This window comes from Mucilaginibacter sp. P4_E8 (genome assembly GCF_056401495.1).
This window is the reverse complement of record NZ_JBFUJG010000011.1, coordinates 41,627-55,329: the sequence shown is the minus strand read 5'-3', so window position 1 is coordinate 55,329 and position 13,703 is coordinate 41,627. Positions and strand designations below refer to the sequence as shown.

The 13,703-nt window shown below is 43.3% G+C and carries 7 protein-coding genes; all 7 read left to right on the top strand.

Going from position 1 to position 13,703, the window contains the following annotated elements:
• Nucleotides 1–4: 4 nt before the first annotated feature.
• The 7 genes from AC1DRQ_RS06985 to AC1DRQ_RS06955 all read left to right on the top strand — a co-directional run bounded on the left by AC1DRQ_RS06985 (nucleotide 5) and on the right by AC1DRQ_RS06955 (nucleotide 13,651).
• Nucleotides 5–3,166, top strand: a complete 3,162-nt coding sequence (locus tag AC1DRQ_RS06985) for a SusC/RagA family TonB-linked outer membrane protein (RefSeq protein WP_477423160.1) — start codon at nucleotides 5–7, stop codon at nucleotides 3,164–3,166.
• Nucleotides 3,167–3,176: 10 nt separating this feature from the next.
• Nucleotides 3,177–4,790, top strand: coding sequence for a RagB/SusD family nutrient uptake outer membrane protein (locus AC1DRQ_RS06980; RefSeq protein ID WP_477423159.1), 1,614 nt, complete (start codon nucleotides 3,177–3,179; stop codon nucleotides 4,788–4,790).
• 34 nt (nucleotides 4,791–4,824) lie between these two features.
• Entirely contained in the window at nucleotides 4,825–6,039 is a 1,215-nt protein-coding gene (locus AC1DRQ_RS06975; protein WP_477423158.1) for a glycan-binding surface protein, read from the top strand.
• A 225-nt stretch (nucleotides 6,040–6,264) separates the two neighbouring features.
• Nucleotides 6,265–7,722, top strand: coding sequence for a cellulase family glycosylhydrolase (locus AC1DRQ_RS06970; protein WP_477423156.1), 1,458 nt, complete (start codon nucleotides 6,265–6,267; stop codon nucleotides 7,720–7,722).
• A gap of 51 nt (nucleotides 7,723–7,773) precedes the next feature.
• Nucleotides 7,774–9,861 carry a beta-galactosidase gene (locus AC1DRQ_RS06965; protein WP_477423154.1) on the top strand — a complete coding sequence of 696 codons (2,088 nt, stop codon included), beginning with the start codon at nucleotides 7,774–7,776 and terminating at the stop codon, nucleotides 9,859–9,861.
• A gap of 22 nt (nucleotides 9,862–9,883) precedes the next feature.
• Nucleotides 9,884–11,443 (top strand): GH39 family glycosyl hydrolase, encoded by a 1,560-nt coding sequence (locus AC1DRQ_RS06960; protein WP_477423152.1) that lies wholly within the window; start codon nucleotides 9,884–9,886, stop codon nucleotides 11,441–11,443.
• Between the two features lie 24 nt (nucleotides 11,444–11,467).
• Nucleotides 11,468–13,651, top strand: coding sequence for a glycoside hydrolase family 3 C-terminal domain-containing protein (locus AC1DRQ_RS06955; protein ID WP_477423151.1), 2,184 nt, complete (start codon nucleotides 11,468–11,470; stop codon nucleotides 13,649–13,651).
• The last annotated feature ends 52 nt before the right edge of the window (nucleotides 13,652–13,703 follow it).

Below are 13,703 nucleotides of genomic sequence, written 5' to 3'. Positions count from 1 at the left end.
TAACATGAAAAAAAATTTACGAAGAAAATTAACGCGTTATGCATTGCTGTTATTGGCGATGCTGTGGCAAAGCTTCCCCGGTTATGCCCAAACCATAAAAATTACGGGTAAAATTACCAGTGCGGATAATGCCCAGGCTATAACTGGTGTAACCGTTAAAGTAAAGGACTCACCAACAGGTACGCTGTCCGGTGCAGATGGCAGTTACGCGATCAATGCAAAAAATGGAGATGTGCTGATTTTTAGTTTTATTAGCTATAACTCTCAGCAAATATATATAGGCTCATCTACAGTTATTAACGTAGCGCTCAAGCCCTCAACCAACGATTTGAGTGAGGTTGTGGTAATTGGCTACGGTACAAGGAAGCGACCCGATCTTACCGGTGCAATATCATCGGTTACAGGTGCAGATCTGTTAAAGACACAGCCTGCGACATTTGACCAGGCCCTGCAGGGAAGGGTAGCGGGTGTAGTTGTGCAGCAGGTATCTGGCCAGCCCGGTGGTGATGTGAATGTCCAGATCCGTGGTTTGGGCGGCTTTACAGGTGCACCCCCTTTATATGTTATTGATGGCGTGCAGATACCTCCAAACGGACAGTCGGCTATTCCAGGCAATGGCACCAACCCTTTATCCAGCATCAATCCATCAGATATAGCTTCGATAGACGTGTTGAAAGATGCTTCCGCCACAGCTATTTATGGTTCGCAAGCATCCAATGGCGTAATTATTATCACGACAAAAAAAGGAAGCGCCGGGCCACCGCTTATTAGCTATGACGGTTACAGGGGCTGGCAAAAATTACCTAAGTACTATGATGTCATGGATTTACGGGAGTACGCCACTTTCATGAATGAAAAATCAGCGATTATTGGGTACGATGTGCGGCCACAGTTTGCCAATCCGCAATACCTGGGACTGGGTACCAACTGGCAAAAAGCTTTGTTCCGTACGGCCCCTATGCAAAACCATAATTTAGCCATTAGCGGTGGTGATGCCAGGACCAAGTATTATATATCAGGTACATATTTCTCGCAACAAGGGATCGCTTTAGGATCAGATTTTAAAAGAACTTCGGTAAAAGCAAATGTTGATAATAAAACCACTGACTGGTTAAAGGTTGGCATAAACCTGAATATGGCGCATGTAGCCGAAAATGTTGCCACTTCCAATACAGGCGTGATCTTGCAGGCACTTAATCAAACGCCCGATGTAGCTGTGGTAAACCCAGACGGTACCTGGGGTGGCAATGACCCGAACATTTATGGTGCTACAGGGACCAACCCATTCGCAATAGCCACTATTGTGAAAGATTTTAAAAGCCGTTACCAGCTATTTAGTAATGCTTATGCGGAAATTCAATTTACCCGGGATTTAACCCTGCGCAATGAAGTAGCCGGAAATTTTGACTTTGCCAGTGAGGATTATTTTAATCCGAGCTATGTTATGGGCGCTTATACCAAGAACAACAATAGCGGCACGGCTACAAACGCGCAAAATTTCTATAATTCAATCACTAATTATTTAACCTATCAACATACGTTTGGCAAAAAATACTGGGTAAACGTAGTGGCAGGCCACGAGGCCCAATTGCTTAAAAGTAGCGGTGTTTCTGCTACCCGCACCAATTTTGCGAGTAACAATGTACAAACGATCAGCAGCGGCGACGCTACAACCGCAACCAATACCGGTGTTAAAGGGCAGGGTGCTTTAGAAGCTTACTTCGGCAGGGCAAACTTTACCTATGATGACCGTTATTTGTTAACGGCTACCGTACGGCACGACGGCTCATCAAAATTTGCCGAAGCATATCGCTGGAATACCACCTACTCCGGCGCCCTGGCATGGAAGATAAGCCACGAAAGCTTCCTTAAAAATGTAAAATCTATAGATGATCTTAAGCTCAGGCTTGGTTATGGGCTTGTAAACAACCAAAACATTGCAGAGTATGCTTATGGTTCTACTTTAAGTACAATACCTACCGGCTTGTCGGGTAACTCGCAGATAACTACCACTACGGGAAACCCGAACATCAAGTGGGAAACTACAAAATCATACAACGTTGGCCTCGATGCAGCTGTTTTCAACGGACGGATCAGTTTTTCGGCCGATGTCTATTACCGCAAAACAAATAATCTGTTGCTAAGCCTTACCATGCCTTATTACTCGGGCACATTTGCTTCCGGCGGGTATTCACCAGGTGCTGTGCAGGCCCCGTATGTAAATATAGGTGCGGTAGGCAACAAGGGTTTCGAATTTACATTGTCTACCCAAAACATCAAATCGAAAGATTTTAACTGGAACAGCAACGTTACATTCACCAGGAATATCAACAAGGTACTCAATTTAGTTGACGGTACTCCGGCAATTTACGGCCCTGTAACCAAAACTGTTGTGGGCCGTTCTATCGGCGAATTTTACGGGTATCAGGTATTGGGTATTTACAAAAATGCCGCCGACTTTGCAAAATATCCCGCACTACCTCAAAACGGAAGCGGCGCGATACCTATAACACCTGGCACGGGCGGTGTTTGGGTAGGTGATGTTATTTTTAAAGACATTAACGGCGATGGTAAAATTGACGCCAACGATCAAATCTTTTTGGGTTCGCCTTTACCTAAATTTCAGTATGGGATCAACAATAGCTTCAACTATAAAAATTTCGACCTGAATATTTTTATGACCGGCAATTATGGTAATAAAATTTATAACCAGTTAAAGGTAAACGGCGATAACCCAAATCAAAATTTTGGCTATTTCCCATCTGTATTCAACTATGCCAAAATCGGGTTGATAGATCCGACCGGGTCTACGTCTGATATCAACAATGTATACATTACAAACCCATCAACCAATATTACCCGGATAAGCCAAAGCAGTGGTAACGATAATCAGCGTTTTTCTGACAAATACATCGAAAACGGTTCTTTTTTAAAGTGTAAGAGCATTGCTTTAGGATATAGTTTTTCAAACAGCTTTTTAAACAGGATCAAATTACGGTCATTAAAGGTATATGTTAACGTCACCAATGTTTTCACCATTACCAAATATACCGGCTATGACCCGGAAATAGGTTCCTGGAACCCGTTAGCTGCAGGTGTTGATAACGGATATTACGCACAGCCACGGGTTTACACAGTTGGTCTTAACGTATCCCTAAATAATTAAAATCAAGATTATGAAACGCATTAAAATAAATATAGCCATGTTGGTTATCATTATTATGATAAGCAGCTGCAAAAAAGATTACCTTAACCGACCTCCTTTAACCGGTATTACTACCGATAATTTTTATAAAAGCAGCTCAGATTTAAGGTTGGCTACAGCTACACTTTATGCCCAGCCCTGGGCCGGTTGGAATAATTTTCCGTTGCTGGGTATTGGAGATATCATGAGCGGCAATATGCTACAGCCATATAATGCCGACCTTGTTCAATTTACTTCCTTTTCCATTACACCCCAAAATAGCTATTTAGCTCAGTCATGGCAGAGTTTTTATAACATAGTAGCGCATTGTAATATCAATATTAAAGCTATTAATACCAAAATGCCTGATAGCGTAGGAGTAAAAGGTAAAACAGGCGCGCTTGGTGAAATCAAGTTTATACGCGCGACATCCTATTTTTACCTGGCTCAGTTATGGGGAGCAGTGCCTATTATTGAAGATAATGACAAACTGATTGCCAATCCACTGGTGCCGCGTCATAAGCTTGAAGATGTTTATAAATTTATTATCAATGATTTAAGATATGCAGTTACTAATCTGCCAAAAACAGATCAGCCGGGACGCGTAACCACGTGGTCTGCCCAGGGTTTGCTGGCAAAGGTATATTTAACAAGGGCCGGTTTAGGTCAAAAGGGTACCCGTAAGCAATCTGATCTGGACAGTGCCGCATATTTTGCTGGTAATGTTTGCAACATGAGTGGTTTAACGCTTTTACCGAGTTACTACAACCTTTTCAGAACTCAGTATAATGATAATCCCGAATCATTGTTCGCATTTCAATGGGCTCCTGGCGTTGGATACGGACAAGGTAATTCCATACAAGCACAATTCGCACCAAGCGGCAGCCTTGTTACAGGAGGAGGTGGCTGGGGAGGAGCCATCGGCCCTACAATAGATCTTGCCAACTTGTATACCGCGCAGGACTCTGTACGCCGAAAAGCCACATTTATGCTTACCGGCGATAAATATCCTGAGCTTAATGCAGCGGGCGGCGGATATACCTCCACAGGTGTAAATGTTAAAAAACACGTGGTTGGTACTGCCGCTGATAATAATTCGCCTACCATGGACCTGTGGTCGTCAATTGAGCATAATGCTGTGTTACGTTTGGCCGATGTGTATTTAATATACGCCGAAGCCTTATTGGGTAACAACGGCTCTACCAGTAATGGACAGGCATTGCAGTATTTTAATGAAATACGTAAAAGGGCCGGGGTTGATAAGGTTACCAGCCTTACTCCTGATATTATCAGGAACGAACGACGGATTGAGCTGGCATTTGAAGGCCAGTACTGGTTTGACCTGGTACGGCTTTCTTATTATGATCCGCAGAAAGCGATTTCTATACTTCGTATACAGACAACCCTTACCAATGATCCTGATCCCAATAATAGGTATGTCCCCCGGTCACAATTTAGTTATGATCCGGCCACAGGAGTTAAAACACCGTCGGCTAATAGCCTGATCATAACCCCGCCAAGCGTCAATACATTTACCCTGCCTATACCGGCAAATGATCAGACAGCAGATCCTAAGTTGCTGCAGGAGCCTGTAGCTTATTATTAGTAGTATTCAGAATCATTAGATAATTCTTAAAATTATGAAAAAATCAAATCAATATATTAAAAGCTGTTTGTTGCTTGCCTTGCTTACTGCCGCTGTATTTTCACAATCCGGCTGTAAAAAGGATAATTCACCATCAAAAGGCGCTCCGGTAATTACCGCCATACGTAATTATGTAGCTCATCCAGGCGATTCGCTTTTAAGCAGCGTTGGCACGGGCCAGTGGATCGTGATCTCTGGTAAGAATTTAAAAGGAGCACTCGCAATCAATTTTGACGGCGTTAAAGGTTCTTTTAACGATGCCTGGTTTTCCGATACCAGTGCAATCGCCCTGATACCGGCGGTTATCGCATTTCCTTCAGTACCCTCAGATAAGCTGAATACCATACAATACGTTACCAATCATGGTCAAACCACGTTTTCGTTCCCTATCGTTGCACCGGCACCTACCATTTCGGGTGTTTCCAACGAAGACGCCAATCCCGGCGATTCGGTTAAAATTAACGGGCTTAGCTTTTTCTTTATTAAAAGCGTTACCTATGCCGGGATTAATATTACCAGTTATAAACCATCAAATGATGGCACTAGTATCAGTCTTGCGGTGCCCGCGGGCGTTACACAAACAGGTGGCACTGTAAGCGTTGAAACAAAATCGGGTAAAGCTACCAGCGTTTATTCGGTACATAATTTTGTAACCGGTGTATTGAATAATTACGATAACATAAGTAATTTTTCATGGGGCTCCGGAACTTCCGATAATTCCACGGCCTATCCTGGTAACAACGGTTTCTATGGGGTGTTGAAAGGATCTAATATTCCTGCCGGAGACGGATCATGGTGGAACGATGGCCGGTCGATCAATACGAATGGGGCGCAATGGGTGCCTCTGGCCAGCTTAAAAGACACATTAAGCCATTATGCTTTAAAGTTTGAAATAGCTGTTTCCAAGCCATGGACAGCTGGGTCTATCCAGATTGTAAAAGATTACTCCTGGACTTATTCGGCAGTTTATCATCCCTGGAAAACCGTTACCGGTTCAACAGTTGCATTTACTACAAAGGGTTGGCAAACGGTTACAATTCCATTTTCAAATTTTGTAAATGAAAAAGGTTTTCCTGCACCAACGCTTACGGATTTGCTTGGTTCAACTGGGGCAGGTGCTATCAATATTACATTTATCAACGATGGCGCAAGTTTTATCAATGCTTTTGAGATAGCTGTTGATAATATCAGGGTAGTAAAAATTAAATAAAGAGAGTTTTAGTTGATTATAAGTGAGTGCCAGGGGCCTTGAGATGGCCCCGGCATTTTTTACGTAACAAAGTAGCTCAGATATTGTACGCCCGGTATCAGGCTGTTAAGCAGGCCTACGGTCAAAGCTTTTTAAAAATCACATAACGATGCAGGCGGCTGGCGTGAGTAAAAACATTTCGTAGAAATTGATCGATAAAAATTTAAATCACTAAGGATTATAAAAATGAAGAAACTGTTTTTTTTTAAAATATTCATATCAATAACAATTATATCTTTTTTTTCCTGTAAAAAGACAAGTAATGCGGCACCGGAACTAACATTAAGTCAAACTGCTATAGTTTTTACCCCTGATGGCGGTAACCAGGATTTTTCAATTGTTTGTAATGCAACATGGAACATCGTTAATCCTGGTTCTTCCTGGCTACAATTAAACACCACATCCGGCAGCAGCGGCAATACGGTTATTCATTTAACAACGCTATCAGAAAACGGTACAGGATCATCACGTTCAAGTACCTTAACTATAAGTTCTGCCAATGGTCAGGCAAGAAGCTTAAAAGTATCTCAAACATCTAATATTTTCCCCAACTATAATACTTCGCCAAAAGCACCTGATGCAACCGGAATGAATAGCAATGCCGTTCAGCTTGCCGCTAAAATGAAATTAGGCTGGAACATTGGCAATACTTTGGAAGCGCCCGGCGGTGAAACAGGCTGGGGAAATCCGGTCATTACCGAGGATTATATAAAATCTGTAAAACAGCAGGGATTTAATGCCATTCGCCTTCCATGCGCCTGGAACTGGAAGCACCTAAGCAACCAGGCCACGGAACAAATTGATTCCAACTGGCTAAAAAGGGTAAAAGAAGTAGTAGGGTATTGTGTGAAAAATGATATGTATGTTCTGCTCAACATTCACTGGGATGGTGGTTGGTTAGATGGTAACATTAACGCGGCTATGCAAGATTCTGTCAATGCCAGACAAAGGGCATTGTGGGAACAAATTGCTACAACCATGCGCGATTTTGATGAGCACCTGATGTTTGCCAGCGCTAATGAGCCGCCCACAGACAATGCGGAAAAAATGGCCATACTTACTACCTATCATCAGACTTTTATTAATGCTGTGCGAGCCACCGGCGGCAGGAACAGCTACAGGGTGCTGGTTGTTCAAGGGCCTTCTACAGATATCGACAAAACCAATGACCTGATGACTGCTCTTCCCCATGACCAGGTACCCGCCCGAATGATGGTGGAGGTGCATTACTACTCTCCATTTCAATTTTGCCTGTTGGAGGACGACGCCGATTGGGGTAAAATGTTCTATTACTGGGGAGCAGGCCATCATTCTACAATAGAACCCGAACGCAACGCCACCTGGGGTGAAGAGAGCGATGTTAATACCGCCTTCAACAAAATGAAGACAAAATTTGCAGACAAAGGTGTTCCTGTGCTATTGGGCGAGTACGGAGCATACAGGCGAAACAACACCGCGCATGTGCCTTTAGATCTGGCAACGCACAATGACGCTGTGGATTATTGGATAACATATATTACCAAACAGGCGAAAGCTAACGGAATGCTGCCATTTTTCTGGGACACCGGTGGTGCTTTGGACAGACAAAATTATTCAGTAAAAGATCAGCGTACGATCAAGTCCCTTAAAGCAGGCGCTAACTAAAATATTTAACAGAAGATCTGAAAATTATATACATAAACCCTGCATCTTCAGATGAGAAAATTTATAACCATATTCATTATAACCTTTTTAATTTCCCCGTCGGCTTCAAAAGCACAGGAAACCAGCCGCTTTTTTAAGGAAAAAGATCTGGTGACTACCGGCATCTATTACTACCCTGAACATTGGGATGAAGCCCAATGGGAAAGGGATATAAAAAAAATAGCTGAGATGGGTTTTGAGTTTGTTCATCTGGCTGAATTTGCCTGGTTTAAAATGGAACCCCAGGAAGCGCGGTTTGATTTTAACTGGCTTGACAGGGTGGTGAACCTTTGCACCAGGTATCATCTCAAAGTGTTGCTGTGTACACCCTCTGCAACCACTCCAACCTGGATGCGGGTAAACTACCCGGAGACGTTTGTTATGGACGGTCATTATATCCGTGCGGAGAATGGTACGCGGGGATTGGAGTCAATTGTTAATTCGAAATATCGGGACTTTGTGAAAAAAGTCGTAGCGGAAATGGCCAGGCGTTACGGACAAAATAAAGATGTGATCGGGTGGCAAATAGATAATGAACCCGGTGCTATACCCGATTATAGCCCCTCGTCGCAGGAAGCGTTCAGAACCTGGTTGAAAAATAAATACAAAACCATTGATGCATTAAATACCGCCTGGGGAGCTGCTTTCTGGAGCCAGTGGTTCAATAGCTTTGATCAGGTAATCATCCCGAATACGAACCTGGTAGGCTGGTGGGGGAACAACCCTCATGCCTTGCTGGATTTTAAAAGATATTCAGCAGACTCACAGGCTGATTTCCTTGATTTTCAGGCCGGCATTTTACGCGATTATATTTCAAAGGCGCAATTTGTTACGACCAACTATACCGCCGTTTGTACGGGTTCAGACCCCAGACGTACCAGGAAACTGGATTTTGCAGCATACACCGCGTATCCAAACGGAGGTACTGATAATATTGGTGAATCAGGCTTCCGTTTAGGTAACAGTGATGTTGTTCTTTTTGCTTCAGAATATTACAAATCGGTAGGCGGCGTGTCCGGTGTTATGGAAATTCAGCCCGGGCCGGTTAACTGGGGTAGTTACAATCCGTTGCTTTTGCCAGGAACCGTAAGGCTATGGTTGTACCATAGTTTTGCGGCGGGAGGAAAGATCGCCTGTTCATACCGTTTTCGTCAAATCTTATATGGCGCAGAACAGTATCATGCCGGGGTAATCCAAACAGATGGTGTAACACCTTCGCAGGGCGGTAAAGACTATATGCAGTTCATGAAAGAAATAGCAGATCTGCGGAAACAATTTAAGCCGGAAACCAAAATGCCCGCAAAACTGGCCGCACGGTCAACGGCGATTCTCTGGAACGTTGAAAATTACTGGAGCATTGACAGGCAAAAACAAACAGGACAATGGAATACCTGGGACTACCCGGTTAAATTCCTGAAAACAGCAAAGTCATTGGGAGCGCCCGTCGATGTAATCCAGGAAACAACAGATTTGTCAAAGTATAAGGTAGTTATCGTTCCGGCTTATGAAATGGTTGATGCTGCTTTGGTGAAGAAATGGAACGATTACGTAACAAAAGGAGGGCACCTGATCATCACCTGTCGTACCGCTACCAAAGACCGTAGGGGCCATTTTTGGGAAGGAGAAGCTGCTATGCCGATTTTAAATCTGATCGGGGCATATATCCATCAGACTGATATGCTCTCTTCTTATGGAAAAGGCGATGTTTTGATGAATTCGAATCATTATTCATGGCATAGTTGGGCAGATTTGCTACTGCCGGACACCACTACAGCGGTATTGGTCACTTATAATAACCAGTTTTATAAAGGAACAGCTGCTGCTGTAGTGCACAAGATCGGCAGGGGTAGTGTAACCTATATCGGTGTTGATACTGATGATTTTAAGTTAGAGAAGGATTTATTGCAGAAGATTTATAAAGAGGCCGGTGCTACAACGGAGGATTATCCTCCCGGTGTCTTTGTTTATTGGCGTGATGGTTTTTATACGGCATTGAATTACTCATCAGAAAATTACACGGTAAATCTGCCGGATACTGCAAAGATCTTGATTGGAGAAAAGGTACTGAAACCTGCGGGAGTACTCATATGGAAAGAATAACTTATTAAGAATAAACAAACAAATGAAAAAAATAATTGGGGCATTGGTGGTTTTGCAATTCCTTTTTTTGGCAAATGTAAATGGCCAGAGGGCGATCAATGTGGATTTTAACAAGACTTCGGGCAAGCTTAATACCATGTTTAATGCCTGTGTGGGTGCAGGCCGGGCAAATGAAGGGTTGCGTGCCGACTGGCAGCAACAACTGGAATATGTAAGAAAACAATGTGGTTTTCGGTATATCCGGATGCATGGCTTACTCACCGATGATATGGCCGTATATACCGAAGATGCAAAAGGAAATCCTCAGTATAATTATATGTATGTAGATGCGCTGTTTGATTTTCTGCATAAAATTGGCGTGAAGCCTTTTGTAGAGTTAGGTTTTATGCCTAATGCTCTGGCAAGCGGAAAACAGACAATTTTTTGGTGGCGCGGCAATGTTACCCCGCCAAAAGATTATAACAAATGGCAGGCGCTCATTCATAACCTTGTTCAGCATTTTACAGAACGGTACGGTGCCGAAGAAGTAAAGTCCTGGTATTTTGAAGTATGGAATGAACCTAACTTATCTCCTGGATTCTGGACGGGAACGCAGGACGATTATTTCAAACTGTACGATTATTCTGTAAAGGCGGTTAAAAGCGTAAACCCCGAATATAAGGTAGGCGGGCCAGGCACTGCAGGCGCGGCGTGGGTTCCTGACATGATCAGTCATTGCAGCAAAAATAAGGTTCCAATTGACTTCATCAGCACCCATTCCTATGGTGTAAACCAGGGCTTTCTGGATGAGTATGGCAATTCGGGCACGGTATTAAGTAAAGATTCACTGGCGGTAAGTGGCGACGTGTTGAATTCCCGTAAACAAATTTCTCAATCCGCGATACCTAATCTGGAGCTGCATTATACGGAATGGAGTTCATCGTACACACCGGCAGATCCTGTGCATGACAGTTATCAGGAAGCAGCCTATATTCTGGAAAAAATAAAACAAGTTGGTCATGCGGCCAACTCCATGTCATACTGGGTGTTTACCGATATTTTTGAAGAGCCAGGGCCCCGCTATACGCCCTTTCATGGAGGTTTTGGTTTACTTAACATTCAAGGCATAAACAAGCCGGCTTTTTATGCTTATAAATTTATGAATAAGCTTGGAGGAACCGAGTTAGCTAATACCGACAAACGTTCATGGGTTTGCAAAAATGATAAAGGGGACATCCAGGCATTATTATGGAACTATACCTATACTTTACCGGATTCTGTTAATAATCAATCTTATTATATAAAGGATTTGCCTGCCAGATCGAAAGGGAAAGTGAAAATAAATCTATCGCATGTACCTGCCGGAAAATACACCATGGAAATTTATAAAGTTGGCTATAGGGTAAACGATGCCTATACACGCTATGTGGATATGGGCAGGCCCGGCCAGTTAAACAGGCAGCAGGTTGAAAAGTTAAAACAAGAAAACGGCTCTCCTGTCGCCAAACAAGAGATCGAAATCAAGCCGAATGCTGTGTATTCCCCGGAGTTTGATATACGTGAAAATGATGTTATCCTGATAAACCTGATTAAAAAATCTTAACCCATGAATATATTAATACCAAAATTGAAAAGAATAAAGAGGACATGCAGCTGTGTGCTTTTTTTTGCACTGGCAGCAGGAATGGCGAACGCGCAGCAGAGCCTGAATAATAGCGATCAGGAACAAAAAATCCGTTCCCTGGTCAGCCAGATGTCTTTGCAGGAGAAAGTCAGCCTGCTGCACGCGAATTCCAAGTTTTATGTATCCGGAATAAAGCGGTTAGGTATCCCCGAATGGGCGCTGAGTGACGGACCGCATGGGGTACGTGCTGAAATTAACAGGCACGACTGGGGATATTCAGGGTGGACCACCGATTCGGCAACCTGCTTTCCTCCCGGAACAACCCTGGCCGCAACCTGGAATCCTGAATTAGCCTTTAAACAGGGACTGGTATTGGGTGAAGAAGCCCGGTTTCGAAAAAAAGATGTTTTGCTGGGGCCTGGTATCAATATCATTCGTTCCCCGCTTTGCGGCCGAAACTTCGAATATATGAGTGAAGATCCCTTTCTTATTTCAAAGATGGCCGTTTCCTATATCAAAGCCCTGCAGTCAAAAGATGTGGCAGTGAGCGTAAAACACTGGATAGCCAACAACCAGGAAACACATCGCGACTCTATCGATGTCGAGGTGAGCGAAAGGGCTTTTCGTGAAATCTATCTACCAGGCTTTAAAGCCGCTGTCACAGAAGGCGGAGCATATACGGTAATGGCTGCTTACAATAAATTCAGGGGCGACTGGTGTTCGGAAAACGAATATCTCAACAGGCAAATTCTTCGGAAAGAATTTGGATTTAAAGGGGTATTAATGACCGATTGGTCTGCGGCGCATACTACGGTAAAGGCTGCGTTAAGCGGGCTTGATCTGGAAATGGGCACCGATATAAAAGATTACAACGAATGGTATTTTGCCAATCCGTTAATAAAAGCTGTAGAAGAAGGAAAAGTACCTTTATCGGTAGTTGATGAAAAAGTAGCGAATGTGCTGCGCGTCATGTTCAAAACAAAGATGTTTGATGAAAGTAACCGGGAAAAGGGAAAAATGAATACGCCGGAGCATCAAAAGGCAGCTTACAATTCTGCTGCCGAAGCAGCGGTACTGCTTCAAAACAAAGGCAACATTCTTCCTGTTGATTTCAACAAAATAAAGTCGATTGCTATTATTGGTGATAATGCCACCCGGAAACATTGCGGGGCGGGGCTTAGCTCCGAAATAAAAGCATTATACGAAGTGACGCCCTTACAGGCCATTAAGCAAAAGTTCGGCGCTACCGTAAAAGTAAATTTCGCCCAGGGGTATGAAAAACAATCTGTATTTAAAGAGGGCAGCAACGCAGGCCAGGCAAATTCAGATAAAGTCAATTGGGAACTGATTCAGGAGGCTGTTAAAGTTGCCGGGGAATCGGACGTGGTGCTCATTTTCGGAGGTCTGAACCATGATTTTGATACCGAATCTTTTGACAAACAAAATATGGATCTGCCTTATGGACAGGAAGTTTTGATCCGGGAAGTAGCCAAGGCCAATCCGAACACTGTTGTTGTTATGATAGCTGGTTCTCCTGTAAAATTAGCAGGCATTGTTAACCGTGTGCCCGCTATTTTATGGTCGTGGTATGGCGGGATGGAAGCGGGTAATGCGGTTGCAGATATATTAAGCGGCAAGGTAAATCCATCGGGCAAATTGCCTTTTACCATGCCGGTAACGCTGGATCAGTCACCCGCTCATGCTTTGGGTAATTTTCCTGGAAGGGGTATGAAAGTAAATTATGAGGAGGACATTCTGATAGGATACCGTTGGTTTGATACCAAAAAAATCCAGCCTCAGTTTCCTTTTGGATACGGCCTTTCTTATACTGGTTTTGAACTCAGTAATTTTTCAACAGACAAGAAGGACTATGAAAAAGACGATACCATTCATGCGAAATTGGTGATTAAAAATACCGGTACCCGCTATGGGGCCGAAGTAGTACAATTATATGTAAGCGACCCGGTTTGTTCTGTTTTGCGCCCGGAAAAGGAACTTAAAGGTTTTAAAAAGATATTTTTAAAGCCTGGTGAAACTAAAACAGTTGAACTGGATGTAATGGTTGGTGATTTGGCTTTTTATGACGAGACAAAAAAAACATGGAAAGTTGAAGCCGGCGAATTTATTCTTCAATTAGGTAATTCATCACGTAATATTTCAAAAACAGTAAAAATCTTGGTTAAATAAACTCATTTCGGAAGCCGTGTGAGGTTTATGGGAAATCTGTGAACCGGACATA